Raw genomic sequence first — 20153 nt, forward strand, 5'->3', positions numbered from 1 at the left:
GACGCCCGGGGCACCCGCGTTTCACTAACGCGTCGCAGTGCCTTCGCCAAGCGTTGACCGCGTGGGAGCCATTTGTGCCGATTGGGATCTCAATGATCCTATCGCCTTCGCACTGAGCCAGTAGACTCCGGCGAGGTTTACAATCGCTCCTGCGACGTGGCCGGCAATCGCCGCTTGCAGGCCGTATTTCGTTGTAAATGCACCGACGATGACAAGCATTGTCACGTCGCGAGGCAGCAGGGTCACAAAGATCGAACCCCACATGCGGCTCGCCGCCTGAATTCTCATGTAGAGAGTAGTAGCGAGCGACTCGGCAATCGCCGCGATCATCACCAGTTGGAGTTCAAAACTCGCGGCCGTAAAGCTCTTTCCGAAGACCGCAAGTACCTCTTTCGCAAACACGACAAAGAAGAACGCAGCGGTTACGGCGAACGCGAACGCCGTGATCGAGCTGATGCGGAATACACGCATCGCCTGGTCGAGCTGGTGCGAGGCACAAGCCTTCTCGGCCGAAGGCTGCAAGGCAATAGAAATGACTGACGCCGGCAGCACGATGAGCGTCTTGAGCATGATGAGCACGCTGTACGAGGCGACGTCGGCAAAATTCTGGGTGTTTCGCGTGAGGATCGTGGGGATCAGCCAAAGCGTCGGGACGGTGACGAATCCGGCCAGGCCGGCCGGGATCTGAAACCTGAAGATTTCGTGCCGCACCCTGTGTTGCAAACTGCGCCACGAAAAGCGTTCGACGCGCCTTCCCTTAAGAACTGTCAACGTCACAGCGCCCATGATGATGCCGCGAAGCGTCGATCCTGCGGCGAAGCCCCAGATGGCCCCGGTCAGACCGCCTGCCCAGGCGCCTCCCGTCACGATGGCGACAAAGAACACGCTCGATGCGATCGACGAAACGGCCAGTGATCGGAAATCGTGAAGCCCTTGAAGCAGTCCGATGAGGAAAACCATGGCGATCAGTCCCGGCACCGCAAGGGACGCGATTGCTAGCGGCTGCGCCAGCGACGGCTCGACAAAGATGTCGCGCGCCAGGATTCCAGAGGTTAGGGCGAGCAGGCCAAGACCCAGACAGCTGCTCGCCAGCGTAAAGGCGGCGCAGTTCCAGATCGTTGATCGCAATCGCATCGGGTCGTTGACGTAGCGGGCCACGAATTTCGAGGCGGTGGATCCGATCGCGAACTGCAGGATGCTGGCCGCGTAGAAGGCTGTCAGATTAACGAGCGAATATTTTCCATACGTGGCGTGGTCGAGCAGCTTGATGACCATGAAATTGCTGACGAACGTCGAGGCTTGGTGGCTGAAGGTGGCCACCGCGTTCCAATAGGAGTGTCGTAGGAGGGTCTTGATCACTGATTCACGTCGGCGCGCCGCGGAAGCTGTTGCATGTCGCTCTGCCTCTTCTCATCCGCGGCTCCAAGAGATGATCCAAGAGACCACTGCATCCTCGTTGCCGAACTATAGTTTGAAATACTGGCGATACCATTCCACGAAACGGGCGACGCCGAGCCGGACCGGTGTGCTCGGGCGATAGTTGACGGCTGCCATCAGCGCGCTCACGTCGGCAAAGGTGTTCGGCACGTCTCCCGGCTGCAGGGGCAGAAGCTCCTTGATCGCCTTCTTGCCGAGCGCCGCTTCGATGGCTTCGACATACTCGGTGAGATGAACGGGAGAGTTGTTGCCGATGTTGAGGATTCGGAAAGGCGCATTGCTGGTCGCGGGTTTGGGAGAGTCGCTGATCCAGTCCGGATCGGGGCGGGCGATGTCGTCGCTCACCCGGACGACTCCCTCGACGATGTCATCGACATAGGTGAAGTCACGTATGTGCTGCCCATTGTTGAAGAGCCGGATTGGAAGTCCCGCGAGAATGTTCTTGGTGAACAGGAACAGCGCCATGTCCGGCCGTCCCCAGGGTCCATAGACCGTAAAGAAGCGCAGTCCGCTCGTGGGAAGCCCGAACAGATGACTGTAGCTATGGGCCATCAGCTCATTGGCGCGCTTGGTCGCCGCGTAGAACTGGAGAGGATGATCAACCCCCTGATTCTCGCTGAACGGCATAGTGGTGTTGGCGCCGTAGACACTGCTCGTGCTGGCGTAGGTCAGGTGCTTCACCTTCGAATGGCGGCATGCCTCGAGAATGTTAGTAAAGGCGACGATATTGCTTTCAACATAAGCCCGCGGGTTTTCCAGGCTGTAACGGACACCGGCCTGGGCTGCGAGATGAATGACCCGATCGAATGGGCCGTCCGATAAGACGGCCTCCACCGCTGCGGGATCGGCCAGGTTCACTCTGTGAAAGCGGTATTCTCCGGTACTCTGGGCGGCCGATTGTTCAAGAAGCGCGAGCCGCGCCTCCTTGATCTCGGGCGAATAGTAGTCGTTTACGACATCCGCTCCGACGACCGAGTCGCCTCGCCGCAGGAGATGGGCCGCGACGTGAAATCCGATGAATCCGGCATTGCCTGTAACTAGAACCCGCATCTTTTCACCTGTCTCAACACTTTCGGCCCGCGTGCCAGGATATCATTTCGCAGAGCTGCTTTGGTGCTCTCGCGCGACCATCGACAGAAAGTCAAATGTCTCCCTCGCGCATCGGGACCACGAAAATTGCGATGATGCTTCGAAAGCGGCGAGGGCCCTGTCGGCGCGCAATTGCGGCGCCAGAGCCAGCTGCCTTACTGCATCGGCGATACTCACGGGATCCTCCGGATCAAAATACGAGCCGGCATCGCCAAGCACTTCCGGCATCGGGCCGCGATCGGAGCAAGCGATCGGAAGTCCAGCAGCCATGCTCTCAATCAGGATATTGGGCATGTTTTCGCAGCTCGATGCGAACACGCACACATCTGCCGCCGCGTAGCACTGGTGGATTTCGCTATAGTCCACAGCGCCCCAAAAGCGAACGAACCGGCCTTCGCCGTCCACCCTTTTGATGGCTTCGGTCAGGCGCGGCAGGGTGCTGGGTCGCGCTGAGCCGTACAGATCGAGGCGAATTGGCAGGCCGTCCGTGTGCAAGCGTCCGATCGCCTCCACGACGTTCCACTGGTGCTTGTATTCATCGACGGTGGAGACATAGACGACGCGCAATGGGTCCGGTGCCGTCAAATCGGCGGCTGTGCGCTGACGGCGAGGGGGCATGCGAAAGCGGGTGTCGACGCCGTGCGGAACGATCGCGGTTCTCCCTTTCAGGGAACCGATCGCTTTTGTGACGGCATCGAAAGCATATCGAGTGAGAAAGATGGTTCCATCGGCACGTTTGAACGACGAGCCCTGATTCCAGCGCAGCAACGCCAACTTCAGCGCGGTCCTCGAGAAGCCGAACCGCCTCAGCTCGATCCATTCGAACGGAAGCATGTTGCGGCTCATGGTCACCACCGGTTTGAATTTGACCACGATTGAGCCGCCGGGCGCGAACAGCAAGTCGACCTTCGCCGTTCTTAGTTCCTGAGGCAGGACCAGACGTTGCCAGGCAACGCGCCTCGGAAGACTCGCTTCGAGAGCGGCGGAGGTCCGCTTCTCGATCCACGGCCTGTCCTCGACGCGCGCCAGCGTAGCCGCGCTGGCCCATACGAAGATCCTCTCGAATCCATGCTCAGCAGGATTGGATTCTCGGAGGAGCTCAACGAGATGAGTGATGCCCCCGCCAATCCGCAGGTTGGATGCATCAATTCCGAGACGAATTGGGCTTTGAGAGCTATGCGGCCTTGTCGGCACCATGTGGCTTTGTCCGCCATTGCTGCCAAGGGTCGAAACCGGGTGCTTTTATGCTGCTGGGCCTGCCCTTGTAAAGGTGATTCGCGGGTTGTGGGGCCCCAAGTCCGCCTGAAGCACCTTGTTCCGGCGGTGGCGAAAGTTGACAAAGCGCAGTGCCTTCCTCGATTTCCGTATGACAGGGATTGCATTGACTGAGGGGGTGCGCGCCGCTACCTAGAAATCCATGAAGCTGCCGCCACAGGTGCGAGATTGCAACGCATAAATCGGAAAGTTGGAGTCGTCGGTCTGGGCTATGTCGGACTGCCCGTCGCGATCGCCTTCGCCAAGGCAGGCGCATTGGCTATCGGCTACGACATCGACGGCACGAGGGTCGAGGAACTGCGGCGCCATTTCGACCGTACGCTGGAGGCGAGCGAGTCCGATTTGCGCGCAGCCGGCATGAAGGTCAGCACCGACGCTGCTGAACTGAAGGCGGCCGACTTTTTCATCGTGACGGTGCCGACGCCGATCGATGCGGCCAACCAGCCGGATATGTCGAATGTGTTCTCGGCATCGCGGAGTGTCGGAAAGGCGTTGAAGAGAGGCGACATCGTCGTCTACGAGTCCACCGTTTATCCCGGCGCCACCGAGGAGGATTGCGTTCCGATCCTCGAGCGCGAGTCGGGACTGAAGTGCGGCGTCGATTTTCACGTCGGCTACAGTCCGGAGCGGATCAATCCCGGAGATCGTCAGCACCGCCTCGAAAGCATCGTCAAAGTCGTCTCGGGACAGGATGCGAGGACGCTCGACATTGTCGCAGACGTCTACGGCTCGGTAGTCACCGCGGGAATTCACAGGGCGCCCTCCATCAAAGTCGCCGAGGCGGCAAAGGTCATCGAGAATACCCAGCGCGATCTCAACATCGCGCTCATCAATGAACTGGCGCTGATCTTCCGCCTGCTTGATATCGACACATCGGATGTCCTTGCCGCAGCGGGCACGAAGTGGAATTTTCTCAAGTTCACGCCTGGCTTGGTGGGCGGCCATTGCATCGGCGTCGACCCGTATTACCTGACGCATCGCGCCGAACGTGCCGGCTACCATCCGCAAGTCATTCTGGCGGGAAGGCGCGTCAACGATCAGATGGGCGCGTGGGTTGCGCGCGAATGCGTCAAGTATTTGCTCGCTAATGGGAGCGGAAAGACCGTCGTCATTCTCGGTATCACGTTCAAGGAGAATGTGCCGGATATTCGCAATTCCAAGGTGGCGAGCATTTTCTCGGAGTTGCGATCATACGGCGTGGACGTCCACATCGCGGACCCCCTGGCAAAGTCGGCGGAGTGCAAACACGAATATGGAATAGAGCTCGAGCCGATCGCGAATCTTCCGAAGGCGGACGCGGTCATCTTGGCGGTGAGCCACGACGACTATAGACAGGGCGGCTGGCCGCTCCTCATAGAACGCCTGAAGGGTAGAAGGGGTCTCGTGATGGACCTGAAGGCCATCCTTGATCGCAGCGCGACTCCTGCGGATGTGCAACTCTGGCGCATGTAAGCAAAGAGTCTAGACGGGGCCCGCGGGCCTTCGGCCGCGCCCCACGATGCCGTTTGGTCCGTACTCGACAGCGACATCAGCGAAACCAGCCTTGTCGAACCATCTCTTGACCTCCGCAAGCGTCTGGGGGTGGTCGTGCGCAGGAGAATACATGTCGAACGTATCGAGCACGGCCCACCGCAGGGAGAGGCCCGGCGAAAGATTGAGTTTGGGATAGTGCACGATCGGCAGCAGACGGAGGCCGAATTGCCCGAGGATGCGATAAAGAAACTCGGAAATCGGAAAAAGAACCGGCGTAGCACGTTCGATGAGTCCGTACAGCTTCTCACCCTTCATCCGCTTGGTGATTGGCCGCAACAGATACTTCCAGGAGAGCAGCGAACGGAGCCTTGCCGCATAGACGTCAATCACGAGTTCCCCACCGGGGCGAACGCAGTTGGCAAGGGCCGAGAACGACTCCGCCGGGTCGGGCGTATGCTGGATGACTCCAAGGCAAATCACCTTGTCCATTGAGCGCGGGCGAACAGGAAGGTTCAGAAGGCTCGCTTGGACAATCAGCAAATTCGCGTTGTCGCCGTTGTTTCGATAGTTGGCGTCCACCGCTGAGGACAGGTCGCATGAGATGACCGTCGCCGTAGTCGTGACCAGGACTTCGGTAAAGCGACCGGCTCCGGAACCAGCCTCCAGGATTGTTTGTCCAGACAGGTCGGCCGGCCACTTGGTCGTCTCAAACAACCGGTTGCGCGATATCGGCTTCCCGCAAACGCTGTCGAGTTGCGTCCGGGCATGAACATTCCATTGGAAGCCGAACGACTGGGCGTAGCTGTCGTCGGGAACAAAGCGCGGCACCCCGCGCACGACTTGAAAGGCGGTGCCGCAATTTGTGCACAGAAGGTGCTCATCCCGTGCTGCGAGGCCCCCGTTCCTGCAGGACGTGCAGACGAGGAGCCCGAGCCTGGACCGGATTCTGTCGCTGATCGTCATATCTGTGGCAACTGCTCTAACCTATGGATGCAAACGACTAGGGATGCTATGGACGATCCGCGTTCCACAAGCGCTCCTCGTAGAGGGGTGCTAAAATTCTTTTCACTGGGTGTCCAGACCATTCGATGAAAGTCTCTTCGAGCCGATGACCGTGAACTCGGCCACCCCTGGCAAACTGGCGCGTTTGACCGTTCTTCATTTCATCCCGACGCTGGAGGGCGGCGGGGCGGAGCGGCAGTTGAGCCTGCTGGCCACAGAACAGGTGCGGCGTGGGTTTGATGTCCACGTGGCTGTTCGCCGGGGTGGGGAGCATGCCCAGCCCATGAGGGATGGCGGGGTTAAGTTCCACGAATTGGGTGATATTCGCAGCGTCAGGCCGCGGCTTTTCATGGCGATGAGGCGCGTCGTCGGCAAAATCAGGCCCGACATCGTGCAAACTTGGCTGCCTCAGATGGACATTCTGGGTGGAGTTCTCGCCCTTGCAAGCCGGATACCCTGGATTGTTTCCGAGCGAACTTCCGGCAATTTCTATAAGGAGATTCCGGCGATAGCCCGCCTGCGCCTCCTGCTTGGACGATTTGCATCGGCGGTAATCTCCAATTCCGAGGGCGGTACGAGATACTGGCGGGAGGCCGCACCTCGTTCCCTCAAGTTGGCCACCATTCGAAACGCCGTGGACATTGAGCGCATTCAAGGCGTCCTCACGCAGGGCGCGCGGGAGCCCCCGCCAAATGCTCTGCTGTTGGTCGTCGGGCGGTTCAGTCGTGAAAAAGCACATGAAACGATCGTCCGATCGCTGATCCCTGTTTGCGGAGAAAGATCGGTGGATACTCTCATGATCGGCGAGGGAAGCGAGCGTTCCAGGATCGAGAGTGAAATCGAGACAGCGTCGTTATCCAAGCATGTCATGCTCCTGCCATACCAGTCAGACTGGTGGCGATGGCTGAAGGTCGCTGATGGTTTGATCAGCATGAGCCGATACGAGGGAAATCCCAACGTCGTCTTGGAGGCGATGGCTGGCGGTTGTCCGGTGATCTTGAGCGATATATCTGCGCACCGTGAAATTGCAGACTCCTCATCCGCGATCTTTGTGCCGGTCGACGATGTGCCGGCACTCTCGGCCTCGATTTCGGCGCTTCTCGCGGAAAAGGATGCCGCCTTGCGGCGGGCTGAAAAGGCGTTGGATCGAACTAAATCCATGAGCGTAGCTGCGATGGCTGATGCATACGAGGCTGTCTACAAAGAAGTGCTGGGTAGGGAACTATGTGCGGCATCATTGGCGTAGCTTCACGACGCCCGCTCGCCAGTCGAGAATGGCTTGATGCCGGCTGCACAGCCATGGCGCATCGCGGCCCTGACGACAGCGGTTCCTGGTGGTCGGCGAACGGTAGCGTGGGGCTCGCTCAGCGCCGGCTCGCGATCATTGATTTGTCGCCGGGCGGTCATCAGCCCATGCATTACGCGGCGCACCGCCTCACCATCGTCTTCAACGGCGAGATCTACAATTATTTGGATCTGCGCGATCTCCTTCGATCGAAAGGACACATGTTCACGACCCAGTCCGATACGGAAGTCGTTCTTGCGGCTTATTCGGAATGGGGCACCGATTGTCTTTCGCATCTCAATGGCATGTTTGCCCTCGCGCTGTACGATGACGACAAGAAGCGGCTGTTCCTCGCCCGGGATCGCGCAGGTGAAAAGCCGATGTTCTATGCGGTCAAGGGCTCGGAACTCCGTTTTGCGTCTGAGCTCAAGGGACTGATGGCAGATCCTGGGTTCAGCCGCACGATCGATCCGGCGGCGCTGGATTGCTACCTGATGATGGGATACGTACCGGGAGGCGCTTGCATCCTGCAGGGTGTGCACAAGCTGCCGCCTGCTCATGCGCTGACATTCAGCCTGGGGGATGGCGAAACCAAAGTCTGGCGTTACTGGAGCCTGCCGCCCGCGCCGGAGTTTGACCCAAACGACGACCAAGCGCTGGTCGACGAGCTAGAAACTCTTTTGGCAGACTCGGTGCGACGCCAACTCGTCGCGGACGTGCCGGTCGGCGTCCTCCTGAGCGGGGGCGTCGATTCCAGCCTTGTCACAGCGATGGCGGTGCGGGCCTCGCCGCATGTCAAGACGTTCACTGTCGGCTTTGAAGGGCACGGTCGATATGACGAGGCTCAATATGCGAGGCTCGTCGCGGACCATTTCGGAACCGACCACATCGAGCTCTATGCCGGCGATGCCACGCCCGACATCCTGCATATGCTTGCGCGGCAATACGATGAGCCGGTGTTCGACTCGTCGATGATTCCGACGTTCCTGGTCAGTCGGCTCGTGCGCCAGCATTGTACCGTGGCGCTGGGTGGTGACGGCGGCGATGAACTCTTCGGTGGCTACGAGGAGTACCGGCGAGTTCTGTTCCTGGAAGAGAAGGTCGGGCCGATCCCGCTGGCGCTCCGCAAGATGGCCGCAACAGCCGGTGACGCCCTCTTGCCTACCGGCTTTCGGGGAAGAAACTGGATCAGGGCGCTTGGCGTCGACTTCAAGACCGATCTACCATCCGTGGCCAGTCATTTTGCCGCCAGCGAACGTCGCGCGTTGATGGGGCCTCGCTGGGATACGCCGGCCGAGGAAATCCGAGCTGCGCGTGTTCCGATCGCGCGGGATCTTCTGCAACGCAACACGCGAATGGATTTCGAAAACTACCTGCCCGAAGACATCCTGGTGAAGGTCGATCGCGCCAGCATGCTGGCGTCGCTCGAGATGAGGGCGCCTTTTCTTGATTTTCGAATTGCGGAGTTTGCGTTCGGACGGGTGCCGAACCGATTGAAGTCCAGCTCCACCGAGCGCAAGATATTGCTCAAGCGCCTGTGCAAGAGGGTTCTGCCGCCGCAGTTCGACGCCGATCGGAAGCAGGGATTTTCCATTCCGTTGCCGGAATGGCTGAAGGCGGGTCCCTGGCGCAGCTTCGTCTCCGAGGTCCTGCTCGATCCGAAGAGCATCTTTGACAAGCGCGTCGTCTCCGCCCTGATTGAGGGTCATGGAGGAAAACGGAACAATGCTGAACGGTTGTTCGGGCTCACCGCGTTCGAGCTTTGGCGGCGAGAATACGGCATTTGACGCGTCATGTGTCGATTGGCAATAAGCCTGTGTGATTCAAGCCCAAGCGGTCATTCGCCAGAGTACGCTTGGAGAGTATACTGGCAGCCATGTCCTCAACAGAGCGAACCATGAGTCTCAGGGATCGAGAAGCCCATTTCGAGTTTGGCGCGAATTGGCGTGACTACGCCAAGACGATCGACCAGGCTCGAATTGATCTGGCAATTGCCGGCCTTGAAAAGCTGTTCCCGGAGGGAGTCGCGGGCAAGACCGTTCTGGATATCGGCTGTGGCTCGGGGATGCACGCCCTGGCGGCACTCCTGCTCGGCGCGGCCTCGGTCTTGGCCATCGATCTCGACGAAAATTCTGTGAGCACAACGCGAGAGCTCCTGAAGAGGTATGCTCCCGACAAGAAATGGGACACGAAGATTTGTTCCGTCTTTGACACCTCCTCCGACGCGACCGGGACGTTCGAGATTGTCTATAGCTGGGGCGTGCTGCACCACACCGGAGATATGTGGCAGGCGATCGAGAAGGCCGCGGCGCTCGTCAGGCCGGGCGGGCAGTTCGCTCTTGCAATTTATGCAAAGACGCCGCTCGACTTCGCCTGGAAGATCGAGAAGCGGCTCTACGCGTCCTCGCCGGCGGCCATCCAGTGGATGTTTCGACAGCTCTTCTTTGCCGTTCTGATGGCGGGGAGAGCGTTGCGCGGCAAGAATCCCCTTGCAGTTTTCCGCGACCCCCTTACCCGTGGAATGAACCTGTCCCACGACGTGCACGACTGGCTCGGTGGCTATCCCTATGAGACGGCCAGCGCAGAAGAACTGGATTCCAGGATAACCGGCCTCGGATTTGCCGAGTTGCGATCCTTCCGGCTTCCGGATGCTATCGGTCTATTGGGAACCGGTTGCCACGAGTTCGTCTTTGAAAGGTTGGTCGCCTAGGTCCTACCCGGCTGGAATCATCTTACTCGGCCATCATCGCATGCGACAGTGGAGCGGACAGAGAAAGCTGATTGCTGGCCTCGCCGGTGCCGCGATGTATTTCGCGGCCGCCATTTACCTGAAAGCGTCTTACGTTCCTATGCCGAAACCGCCGGGTGGCGCTACCGGGTTGCAGGGACGGTTCGAAAGGTTTGGGGGATCCGCTTTCGCCTATGTGGCGCGAGTTCCATTCGAGGAGCTTGCTGACTCGGATACTGACAGCAGCCGGTCTCCGATCATCCTGTTTGAGAACGATCGTGCCTTGGGCCCGGCGCACAGTTCGCACGCCGACATCGGCGCAATCGGTCGAGGGCGCTTCTCCCACTGGAAAGGAATTGGGGTTGTTTTCTCTACCAGCGACAATAGCAATCCGAATTTCAATGGGAGACGGTATTCAATTGTGCAACCATAACGTTTAATTGGCCCCGATTCTCGCCAATGCACAATTGGGCTGAGCGGACAGTCTCGCGTCTTGATTTGCTGCCTTATCGGTGGGCGATCTGAGATGCCGACAAAACGGTAGGTTTTTCATGTTTGAATTCGCTTGGTTGGCGTTCAATTGTGTGGCTCTAGTGGGTTTCGCCTTTTTCGCTTTCGTCAAACGAGATTTCGATTTTCTCGCGATTGCTTACGTCGGTGCGATGTTCTACTTCGCACCGCTTTTTTGGGGGCAAGTGCAACAGTTATCACCGGAACTCACGTCAACGATTCAGCCGGCGGTCTACTGGATTGCGACAGCTTACGTGCTTGGGCTGGTCTTGGCGGGGGCCGCATTGCGGTCATTCAGCGATAGCGACGAGCTGCCCTTCGGGACGGGACGGGCCGACGTCGATACTAAGGCGACAAGTCGACCCACGCTTCGCTTGTCAGTTTGCTATCTGATCCTCGCGGTCATCGGTCTCCTTGGCTCGCTGATATCGACTAATGGTGGCATCATTACCGCCGACAAGGTGCAAGCGCTCAACCAGGTTGGATACTTTTACGTCCTGTTCGAGGTCGCGGCGAGTTTGTCCTGCATAGCCGCCGTGGTCGAACGGCGGTGGCTGGTGGCTGCTGCGAGCGCTGTCTTGTTGTTGATTGATCTTCTGGTCGGGTTTCGGGCGTTCGTAATCCTCACATGCATAGGTGTCGCGCTTGTTCGGATGATGCCTTTCGGGCGCATTCGACTCTATTCGAAAATCCCGACCTACGGGGTGGCCGCCTTCGCGTTGTTGGCGTGCATGCTTCTTGTTCACTCTGCGCGATTTGCGATCTTTGATAGGATTGCGGTGCTTGAGGGCGTCCCTCCCTCCGAGAGGATAACCAGAGCATCGGAGATGCGCGGGGATACAATTCAGTTCGGCCAGGCGACGACGCAACCTGGCGAAAAGAGTGACGAGTCGACCAAATCGACGATGCCGAAGTGGCTGTCGATTCCGCTTGGTTTGTTTGAGCAGTCCGAGCCTTTCGTGATCCAAGCGACGCTTGTCAGTGCGGTCCAGAAGAACCTGTCATGCAGTACGTCGAACATTTTCAAATCAATCTATCTGCTGGTGCCGCCGGGTCTAACGCGATACTTGCCCAGCACCTCATTTCCCCCAACGTTCTATGACGAATATAAGCCGATCCTGTACCCCAACATTACGTATGGTACCGGTGGAAATATTTGGGCCGAGATGCTTTGCCGCTTCGGCTATGGTGGAGTTGCGATCTTCTGCGTTCTGTTGATCCTCGCGTTAGTCGGGTTGCACAGGCTCTTGCTGAGATGCCCTTCCGCGGCTATCGCGCCGGTTGCCCTCGGAGGCGTTGTGATCGCCTTCTACATTCATCGCAACGATCTTCACTACACGTTGGTCATGCTGAGACAGACCGCGATCGTATTCGTTCTTGCGTGCGGCCTTTCGGTCGTAGGCAGCAAAATCCAGCGATCCTTGAGAGGAGAGACCGGCGTCCGCGCTTGACGGCAGGACGCGCGCCTGATTGAACTGGCGGTCCTCGATTTACCAAGTGAGGGAAGCTAACTCCGGGCGTCCGTCGTAGGTAGAATGGATGCGGCCTGGATTGGAGCGGCAAGGGCCGATGATTGACAGCGAGCGCAAGAGAATCCTGGTCTTGGGTGCAACCGGCATGCTCGGTCATGCGGTGCTTCGGTATTTTGTAGAGCGAGGCGAGCACTCGGTCGTGGGATCGGTGAGGTCGCAGTCGCGCTCGCGCCAGCTTCCGTCCGCTTTGCAGCGGTGTGTGGTGAGTGGAACTGACGTTGAGAGCTTCGATAGTCTCAGCTTGGCATTCGCCGATGTTCGTCCGGACATCGTGATCAACTGTATCGGGCTCATCAAGCAACGGGCGGAGGCGGAGGACGTCCTTTCCGCGCTGCCGATCAACTCGCTGCTGCCGCACCGACTGGCGCGGCTTTGCGCGATCCTGCGCGCTCGCCTCATCCACGTCAGCACCGATTGCGTGTTCTCCGGCAGCAAGGGGATGTACAGCGAAGACGATGTCTCGGATGCGCGGGATCTGTACGGGCGAAGCAAATTTCTCGGTGAGGTCGATTACCCGCACGCCGTCACGCTTCGTACGTCAATCATCGGCCGTGAGCTCGATGGCGCTCACGGGCTCGTTGAATGGTTTCTGTCGCAGGACACGCGCGTCTGCGGTTACACAAAGGCCGTATTCTCTGGCCTGACAACCGTGGAGCTCGCGCGCGTGATGCACGATTACGTCATTCCCCACGCTGAATTAAGGGGCGTCTATCATGTGTCTGTCGACGCAATCGACAAATTCACGTTGCTGCAACGGGTGGCCGAAGCGTACGGGAAGGTCATAGAGATCACTCCTGATGATAAGGTCGCGATCGACCGTTCGCTGGATTCGACGCGGTTCAGGCGGGCCACCGGTTACAGCCCGCCTTCGTGGTCGGAGCTGATTGCCGGAATGAGAGAATTTGGCTGATCGGCAAGCCGTCCGTCCACGATTGGCCTTGTGGCCAGGCCTGTCAACGAACCGTTATCCGATACAGCGCGTATTTCTGGTTCTCGAAAACCAGCTGCCAATCCGGCGGAATAGCCCTGGTTCGGGTCACCACTGCGTAAAATGAGCCGTAGGTACGTGGGACCGGCACGCGTTGCGGAGCAAGGCTCCCGTCCAGCACGGCCTTGTTCGTCGCCAGTACCTGTTCGAGTTTGCGATGGTCCCGCCGCAACTCCAGATTGGTATAATGGGACGACAGATATATCTGTCGCTGCCCCGAATATGCGAAGGTATTCCAGCCCCCAAGAACATGTTCGGTTTCGTCAACCTGGTCGGTGAAGATCAGGACATCCCTTGGAGTACGCTCGCGCACGGCCGACCAAATCTCCTTCAGCGCCGGCGTGAGTGGTTCGGCTTGGGTGAGATACCAGCCTGAGTCGGCAATGATCGATCCGCGTGCCACTCCGATCAGGCCAAGAACCGTCGTGGCGATAGCAGTCGCTGCTGCAAAGGCAGACGTTCGTAACGTCACTTTCGGACCGGCTATGGCAACCTCCGACGCACTGAGCAGAGCAGCCAACACTGCGCCGCCAATGCACGCGATCCAAATCAGGCCGCTGGACAGACCTGCCTGGTCTCCGAAGATCAGAGCTGGCAAGGAAAGGGCGAAGGCTATCAGACCGAGCAATCGCGGAAGAATGGACGTGGACCGCAGCGAAATCAAGATCAGGCCAACCACGATAGAGACGCACACGAAATTGACCTGAAATATCCACGAGAAGGCGAGGAACGTCAGCAGGCCGAAAGTGAGAGACAGAGCAACTGGCCAATCCGCGATCAACCACGCCAACACCATCATGAGCACCGCTGCCGCGTCCCGGCTGACGAAATACCAGTGCGGCGTACGAAAACTCTCGGGCCCAATGGCTGCGGTGGCTAAGAACGATGGCAGAAATTGCGCCAACATGAAGCTGCTATACGCACCGAAGATTGCGATCGTCGCAAACACCGCAAGCTTGGCTGCGAATGGAAGCGCGCGAATTTGCCACCAAATGCCGGTAAACCCGAGCGGAACGAGTACCGCGGCGCTGGTAATCTTGGAGAGAAGCGATCCGCTCAAGCCGGCCAGCATTGCCGCGATACCCCAGCCAAACGCATGTGGGCCCCGTTTGGCCATCCACCAGACCGAAGCGGTCAATGCCGGAACAAACACCATTGGAATGCTTTCCGCGACCCAGTACGGGTACCGGGCGGCAATCACGAAGGCCAGCGTGACCAGAACAAGATCGGATGAGGCGATCAGACGCTCGCCGCTATCCGCTGCATACAGGTGGACCATGAGCGCGGTTAACAGTACGTAAGACGTTCCGCCGCTCGCCAGAAGAAAAAGAAACGGATCGAAATGAGGGAGATAGAGAAGAACGGCTCCAAGCGCAGGATAGAGGCGGTTGAAGTAGGAGGTGGCTCCGCCGCCTGAATAGCCCAGATCAAAACTCGGGTAGGGTTGAGCGGCAAGTGACCAGATGTTTCCCGCGTAGAAAGAAAGGTCTCCAGAGGGAGATCCAGATAGCGTGTCCGTCGGTCCGTGCCAGAGGAGAGCAAGCCAAACGCCGAACGCGATACTTAGCGGGATAATGCTGATTGAGGCCTTCAAAAGTGTTGTGATCTGCGTGTATCGAGGGCGCCAATTCGACAGGGGCGCGAGGCAGGCGAGCCACAAGGCGAAAGCGAGCGGCAGTCCCCACGGCATGAGCAGCGCGACCGCGACCAGCAGGGTCAGCAGTACGAGGCTGACGGGAAAGGCCGGGATCAGCACCTGCGCGAGGCTGCGGCGAGGGTCACGCAACAAGAGCCGGGTGACGCCGGCACCTGCAGCCCAGGCGCCGCACGATGTCACGCAGCCGAGCAGTGCATGCTGCAGAATCTGGAGGACCAGTGCTGCATCTTTCGGCGGCCCGTCTTTCGCGACGACGATCGCGCCCGGCAGACCAAATGCCGATAGTCCTGCAAGCAGGACAAGTGCAGCGGCAATCCCGGCAAGAATCTGCGGGTGCCGTCTTCGGCCAAAAGCAATGAGATCGTTCCGGAACAAGATCACGAAGGCCGCATCGGCCAGGACAAGGAAGCTCAAAAGCATAAACAGCAGGCGAGTTTTGAGCTCGGTCGGCGTCGTGATCGTGTAGGTTCGACCGTTGGTGCGCGGATCGGATCCGTCGCTGGCCGAAAAGATGAGTATCCCGTCCCAGTGCGAAAACCTGCCGCCGGCCTGCGTCCGAATATCAGCGTGCATTGAATGCCGGGGTCCAAGCGCTCGGTCGTTCTCGAATAACATGAGCCTCGAGGCATATGGCGTGGCAACTCTGTCCGTCGGAGGAGCATAAAATCGGCCTGTGCCGGCAACCGGGACCGCTTGATAGGCCTTGCCAATCTCCGGCTCGATCTGACTTGTCGCGATCGAAAACGATAAGTTCGGCGTAAGCCAGTAAAGACAGCAGAATCCGAGGTTTCCAAGCAACAGTGCGATCGATACCGCCAGGGATGGCCCCGAAATCTTCAACTGAGGGAAATTCAAATCCTAACCTCGCGCGAGCCTATTGCTGTTGAGATTGACCAGAACTCTCCCGGGAAGTGGCCAAGTTGCTGAAATTACAGTTTGCTCGCTCATGGCGAGCCGTCTGAATGATCCCCCCGGCGATCAACCGCGCCGGAATCGCCCTGGAACCCTCTTTTCCACTATACATCATGCTTTGTCGCGATGCTCCACGCGCGGTATTTGATCTGGGCCAGCAGAACTAGATATAAGTTGATGGGCGAACGGGGGATGCGGCCACGGGGGCGTGGCCGCAATGGGAGCTTTTGCAGATGGTGTTGCCGATATGCTAATGCGCGAGCCGCGGCGACCTTCACGGCGGTGGGGGTCTCGTTCGAAGTCGATGTCGGAGAGCGTCCCGGTGGAGGAGGTTGGCTTCCTGCGTGTGCGTCCGAGAGCTGCTCGGCTTGTTCCATCTGTCTGGCGGCTCTAGGCGGTCTGACGTTTTGCGGCGGTTTTGGTTCGACGAGGATATGATGTTTGCGAACAAGGTTGTGGCGATCACCGGCGGCACGGGGTCATTCGGGCAGCATATTTTGAGAGGCTTTCTCGACACGGACGTCGCCGAAATCCGTATCTTCAGTCGCGACGAGAAGAAGCAGGAGGAAATGCGCTCTGCATACAACAACGCCAAGCTGAAGTTCTATATTGGCGACGTTCGTGCATATGACGGCATTTTCCAGGCTCTCAAAGGAGCGCACTATGTCTTCCATGCAGCCGCGCTGAAGCAGGTGCCGTCCTGCGAATTCTATCCCCTCGAGGCCGTTCGGACCAATGTTCTCGGAACGGAGAACGTCATGAGCGCGGCGATCGCGAACGGTGTCGAGAAGGTCGTCGTATTGAGTACCGACAAGGCCGTCTATCCGATCAACGCGATGGGGCAGACCAAAGCGCTGATGGAGAAGGTCATGGTAGCCAAGTCGCGCAACCTGACGTCGAGCGAGACGTTGTTGTGCGCTACCCGCTACGGCAACGTGATGGCCTCGCGCGGCTCGGTCATTCCTCTGTTCGTCGGACAGATCAAGGCAGGCAAACCGATCACGATTACCGATCCCACGATGACGCGTTTCATGATGTCGCTCGACGACTCTGTGGCGCTCGTTCTGCATGCCTATGCGCACGGTCGCCAGGGCGATATTTTCGTGCAAAAGGCGCCCGCTGCCACCATCGCCGACCTCGCACAGGCGTTGAAGGATATCTTCAATTCCGACACTTCCGTCCAGGTCATCGGAACCCGTCATGGAGAAAAGCTTTACGAGTCCCTCGTTTCGCGCGAGGAGATGGCACGGGTCGAGGACATGAAGCAATACTATCGCATTCCTGCCGATAATCGGGATCTCAACTATGCGATGTATTTCACCAGTGGCCAGGAAGAGATTGCGGGTCTGGACGACTACACCTCGCACAACACACAGCGGTTGAGCGTCAGCGAGTTGAAACAGTTGCTTCTCAAGCTTGATTTTATCCAGCAGCACCTGAGGGGTACAGCGGTGACTGCCGCTGAATTATAGACCGTGCTGTTCCGAGCCGCGTCGCGGTCAGAGGCAGATCGCGGGAGCAATCGCCTTCCGGATGCACCGATCTCGATGAATTCGACATCAAAGGCGCCCTTTGGATCCTGGCACTCCTCCGAGAGTCATCGGCTCTGCTTGCTGATCTGCCTTCATATTGCGGTCTTGTGCTTAACGCTTATTCTGGTTGCAAGATATGACCGCTTCGCGGGATCGGATCCCCACGTCGCCCATCTGTTTTATCCCCCCGCCTTTCACATCTTCTTCGACGCGGATCGGTTGCATGTCGTCGTCCCGGTGATCGCGGTGTTTGCGTGCCTTTCCGGGCTGTTCGTCACGGCCCGCTTCAGCTTTGGCTTCTTCGCAGGTTTCTACTTCTACACAATGATATTCGGCTATCTCTGGCTGAATTCGTTCTCCGATCTAAGCTACAATCATGGGTTGGCGAGGCTTTCCGCGATGGCCTCACTCATCACATTCCTGCTGCCCGCGCTGTTCGTATCGTCTCCGTTGCACCAGAGGTTCGTATTGTCGACTCGGGCGTTTGACCGAATGTTGATGCTCATTTTTCTAGTCGGAGTTGTAGTCGTTGTTCTCGGTGCGGCCTACAATTTCCGGCTGGTCGCGCTCGCAGATATCTATCAATTCCGTGATCAGATTTCGGCGCCGAAGATCGTGAATTATCTCGTGACAATCGTATCAACCGTGTTGTTGCCATTCGCATTTGCCGGCTTCCTTGCGCGAAAGGCATATTGGTGGGCGGTGGCTGTCCTTCTAGTCCTTCCGTTCCTCTATCCGGTCACTCTGAGCAAGACCGCTTTCTTTACGCCAATCTGGCTGGTGGCAATGCTGCTGGTTTCGAGACTTTTTGAGGCCAGGGTCGCGGTCATATTGTCGCTGTTCGTGCCCATGTTCGCAGGGGTGATGCTGTTCCTCACATTGGGATCAAAGGCAGGGTTCTTCTTCCACACGATCGAACTTCGACAGATCACGATTCCTGCACTCGCTATGGATATCTATAACGACTTCTTTTCCCGGCATGATCTCACGTATTTTTGCCAGATTTCATTCTTGAAACCCATTATGCGTTGCCCGTACCAGGAACAGCTGTCAGTCCTATTGGAGGGACAATACGGGCTGGGGAACTACAACGCGTCGTTGTTTGCAACAGAGGGGATTGCCTCGGTTGGACCATTGTGGGCGCCGGTTGTGACGTTCGCGTGCGGCCTTGTTTTTGCCCTTGGTAACAGGTTGTCTTCCGGCTTGCCGCCTGAGTTCATCCTCATCTCGGGCGCCATTCTCCCCCAAATTTTGCTCAATGTGCCGTTATCGACAACCTTGCTCAGTCACGGTATGGGGTTGATATTCCTGCTTTGGTATCTGACGCCGCGCGCGATATCGGAATCAGACCGATCGAACGCCGCGTTGAGGCTTGACGCCCAGGCGTCGCAAGCTGGAGCAGAGGCCGTCTCGGAAAGCTGAGGATGGGCGACGAGACGATGAAGCTGCTCGCAGGTTTGCGGTGCACGCGCCCGGGTTGCTAATCCTGCAGCCTTTCCTTGCCGGCTGTACTATTTGCCCTGGACACCCGGCGTGATAAAGACCCCGACAGCGGTGGACCTCTCAAAAGGACCAATTTGGAAATAATATCATGAAGGTAATGTCCATTTTTGGCACGCGCCCTGAAATGATCAAGATGTGGGGGACGCTGAAGAAGCTCGACGAGTTGAACTTTGACCATCTCATGGTTCATACCGGGCAGAACTTCACGCCTGAGCTTCGCGATTTCTTCTTCAAGGACCTGAGACTGCGCAAGCCGGACTACGAGCTGGAAATCGACACATCGGGCTATGGGCCGGAGGTCGCCGACGTGATCCGCAAGTCGGACGCCTTGATGGAGAAGGTAAAGCCTGATGCCCTTCTCACGCTCGGAGACACCTATAGCGGCCTCAGCGTCCTTCCGGCTGCCCATCGCGGCATCAAGATTTTCCACATGGAGGCAGGATTGCGGGCCTGGGACAGTCGCATGCCGGAGCAGCGCAACCGTATTCTGATCGATCATCTCAGCAACATCCTGTTGCCCTACAACCGCTATCACCGCGAGAACCTGCTGCGGGAAGGCATTCATCCGTCCAAGATCATCATGACCGGTAATCCCACTTTTGAGGTCATGCGCGCCTTTGCGCCGGAGGTCGATCGCAGTGACATTCTCAAGCGATTGGGTCTCGAGCCGCAGAGCTACATCTTGGTTACCGCGCACCGCAGCGAGAACGTCGATAACCGGCAAAACCTGCAAAATATCTTCACAGCACTCGGCATCCTCAATCAGCGCCTTAAGCGGGAAATCATCTTTCCGATGCACCCGCGAACGACCAGCAAATTGAAGGGGATAGAGGTTCCTCCCAATATTCGAGCAATGCCGCCGCTTGGTTTCTACGATTTCAACAAGTTGCTCAAGCAATCCTACTGCGTGCTGTCCGACTCTGGCACGGCCGCAGAGGAGGGGCTGTTCTACAAGGTTCCCCACGTCAACCTGCGCATGGCGACCGAGCGCATGGAGACGCTGGAGAGCGGAGCGACCATCGTCTCGGGCATGGAAGCAGAGAATATCGTCGAGGCGGTGACGCTGGCGACAAGTCTGCCATGGAGCGCGCGTTACGAGCTCGAAGAAGACTATTCACCGTCCTCGGTGGTGGTAAACGCGATCCGCACCAAGATCACGAATTTCTTCTAGCTCTTGTGGAGGCCGGTTGTCCGGCTGCGGTCCGGATGTCAATCAAAGCTTAGAAAACG

Annotated in this window: 15 protein-coding genes; 9 read left to right on the forward strand and 6 right to left on the reverse strand. The window is 58.2% G+C overall.

All coding sequences use genetic code 11. The annotated features are described in order from the left end of the window. Positions 1–24: 24 nt before the first annotated feature. The 4 genes from JQ632_RS03795 to JQ632_RS40225 all read right to left on the reverse strand — a co-directional run bounded on the left by JQ632_RS03795 (position 25) and on the right by JQ632_RS40225 (position 4110). Entirely contained in the window at positions 25–1359 is a 1335-nt protein-coding gene (locus JQ632_RS03795; protein ID WP_212400935.1) for an oligosaccharide flippase family protein, read from the reverse strand. A gap of 105 nt (positions 1360–1464) precedes the next feature. Further along, positions 1465–2487 carry an NAD-dependent epimerase gene (locus JQ632_RS03800; RefSeq protein WP_212400936.1) on the reverse strand — a complete coding sequence of 341 codons (1023 nt, stop codon included), beginning with the start codon at positions 2485–2487 and terminating at the stop codon, positions 1465–1467. A 42-nt stretch (positions 2488–2529) separates the two neighbouring features. After that, a complete protein-coding gene (locus tag JQ632_RS03805) occupies positions 2530–3723 on the reverse strand; it encodes a glycosyltransferase family 1 protein (RefSeq protein ID WP_212400937.1) in 1194 nt (397 codons plus the stop codon). Positions 3724–3933: 210 nt separating this feature from the next. After that, entirely contained in the window at positions 3934–4110 is a 177-nt protein-coding gene (locus JQ632_RS40225; RefSeq protein ID WP_312015565.1) for a hypothetical protein, read from the reverse strand. Between JQ632_RS40225 and JQ632_RS03810 the strand changes: the two genes are divergently transcribed. After that, positions 4033–5253, forward strand: coding sequence for a nucleotide sugar dehydrogenase (locus JQ632_RS03810; protein WP_312015563.1), 1221 nt, complete (start codon positions 4033–4035; stop codon positions 5251–5253). The two genes, JQ632_RS40225 and JQ632_RS03810, sit on opposite strands and share 78 nt — an antisense overlap. A 9-nt stretch (positions 5254–5262) precedes the next feature. On the opposite strand, the gene JQ632_RS03815 is transcribed toward JQ632_RS03810, so the two are convergent. Beyond that, positions 5263–6237: a class I SAM-dependent methyltransferase gene (locus JQ632_RS03815; RefSeq protein ID WP_212400939.1), complete on the reverse strand. Its 975-nt coding sequence runs from the start codon at positions 6235–6237 to the stop codon at positions 5263–5265. 145 nt (positions 6238–6382) lie between these two features. Here JQ632_RS03815 and JQ632_RS03820 point away from each other — a divergent pair, with 145 nt between their 5' ends. The 5 genes from JQ632_RS03820 (at position 6383) to JQ632_RS03840 (ending at position 13241) form a co-directional block, all read left to right on the forward strand. Next, complete coding sequence (locus tag JQ632_RS03820; RefSeq protein WP_212400940.1) at positions 6383–7522, forward strand: glycosyltransferase; 1140 nt, start codon at positions 6383–6385, stop codon at positions 7520–7522. Then, positions 7501–9348 (forward strand): asparagine synthase (glutamine-hydrolyzing), encoded by a 1848-nt coding sequence (gene asnB / locus JQ632_RS03825; RefSeq protein WP_212400941.1) that lies wholly within the window; start codon positions 7501–7503, stop codon positions 9346–9348. The genes JQ632_RS03820 and asnB overlap by 22 nt, the downstream gene beginning before the upstream one ends. A gap of 110 nt (positions 9349–9458) precedes the next feature. After that, positions 9459–10271: a bifunctional 2-polyprenyl-6-hydroxyphenol methylase/3-demethylubiquinol 3-O-methyltransferase UbiG gene (locus JQ632_RS03830; protein ID WP_212400942.1), complete on the forward strand. Its 813-nt coding sequence runs from the start codon at positions 9459–9461 to the stop codon at positions 10269–10271. A 569-nt stretch (positions 10272–10840) separates the two neighbouring features. Beyond that, positions 10841–12250, forward strand: coding sequence for a hypothetical protein (locus JQ632_RS03835; RefSeq protein WP_212400943.1), 1410 nt, complete (start codon positions 10841–10843; stop codon positions 12248–12250). Between the two features lie 118 nt (positions 12251–12368). Continuing rightward, positions 12369–13241 carry an SDR family oxidoreductase gene (locus tag JQ632_RS03840; RefSeq protein WP_212400944.1) on the forward strand — a complete coding sequence of 291 codons (873 nt, stop codon included), beginning with the start codon at positions 12369–12371 and terminating at the stop codon, positions 13239–13241. A gap of 43 nt (positions 13242–13284) precedes the next feature. Here JQ632_RS03840 and JQ632_RS03845 read toward each other — a convergent pair whose 3' ends face one another. Continuing rightward, a complete protein-coding gene (locus tag JQ632_RS03845; RefSeq protein WP_212400945.1) occupies positions 13285–15549 on the reverse strand; it encodes a hypothetical protein in 2265 nt (754 codons plus the stop codon). 776 nt (positions 15550–16325) lie between these two features. On the opposite strand from JQ632_RS03845, the gene JQ632_RS03850 reads away from it, so the two are divergent. The 3 genes from JQ632_RS03850 to wecB all read left to right on the forward strand — a co-directional run bounded on the left by JQ632_RS03850 (position 16326) and on the right by wecB (position 20094). Then, on the forward strand, positions 16326–17360 hold the full coding sequence (locus tag JQ632_RS03850; protein WP_212400946.1) for a polysaccharide biosynthesis protein: 1035 nt from the start codon (positions 16326–16328) through the stop codon (positions 17358–17360). A 75-nt stretch (positions 17361–17435) separates the two neighbouring features. Beyond that, entirely contained in the window at positions 17436–18842 is a 1407-nt protein-coding gene (locus JQ632_RS03855; protein WP_212400947.1) for a hypothetical protein, read from the forward strand. Between the two features lie 169 nt (positions 18843–19011). Beyond that, the gene (gene wecB / locus JQ632_RS03860) at positions 19012–20094 is read left to right on the forward strand and encodes a non-hydrolyzing UDP-N-acetylglucosamine 2-epimerase (protein ID WP_212400948.1); all 1083 of its coding nucleotides are present in this window, start codon (positions 19012–19014) and stop codon (positions 20092–20094) included. Positions 20095–20153 lie beyond the last annotated feature (59 nt).

The sequence above is a fragment of the Bradyrhizobium liaoningense genome (assembly GCF_018130955.1).
GTDB lineage: Bacteria > Pseudomonadota > Alphaproteobacteria > Rhizobiales > Xanthobacteraceae > Bradyrhizobium > Bradyrhizobium liaoningense_C.

Coding starts and splice junctions, on each gene's coding strand:
- JQ632_RS03840 (WP_212400944.1), top strand. CDS start 12,369: ATGATTGACAGCGAGCGCAAGAGAATCCTGGTCTTGGGTGCAACCGGC.
- JQ632_RS03850 (WP_212400946.1), top strand. CDS start 16,326: ATGTTTGCGAACAAGGTTGTGGCGATCACCGGCGGCACGGGGTCATTC.
- asnB (WP_212400941.1), top strand. CDS start 7,501: ATGTGCGGCATCATTGGCGTAGCTTCACGACGCCCGCTCGCCAGTCGA.
- wecB (WP_212400948.1), top strand. CDS start 19,012: ATGAAGGTAATGTCCATTTTTGGCACGCGCCCTGAAATGATCAAGATG.
- JQ632_RS03830 (WP_212400942.1), top strand. CDS start 9,459: ATGAGTCTCAGGGATCGAGAAGCCCATTTCGAGTTTGGCGCGAATTGG.
- JQ632_RS03845 (WP_212400945.1), bottom strand. CDS start 15,549: ATGCACGCTGATATTCGGACGCAGGCCGGCGGCAGGTTTTCGCACTGG.
- JQ632_RS03820 (WP_212400940.1), top strand. CDS start 6,383: ATGACCGTGAACTCGGCCACCCCTGGCAAACTGGCGCGTTTGACCGTT.
- JQ632_RS03805 (WP_212400937.1), bottom strand. CDS start 3,723: ATGGTGCCGACAAGGCCGCATAGCTCTCAAAGCCCAATTCGTCTCGGA.
- JQ632_RS03855 (WP_212400947.1), top strand. CDS start 17,436: ATGAATTCGACATCAAAGGCGCCCTTTGGATCCTGGCACTCCTCCGAG.
- JQ632_RS03800 (WP_212400936.1), bottom strand. CDS start 2,487: ATGCGGGTTCTAGTTACAGGCAATGCCGGATTCATCGGATTTCACGTC.
- JQ632_RS03815 (WP_212400939.1), bottom strand. CDS start 6,237: ATGACGATCAGCGACAGAATCCGGTCCAGGCTCGGGCTCCTCGTCTGC.
- JQ632_RS40225 (WP_312015565.1), bottom strand. CDS start 4,110: ATGGCGCCGCAGTTCCTCGACCCTCGTGCCGTCGATGTCGTAGCCGAT.
- JQ632_RS03835 (WP_212400943.1), top strand. CDS start 10,841: ATGTTTGAATTCGCTTGGTTGGCGTTCAATTGTGTGGCTCTAGTGGGT.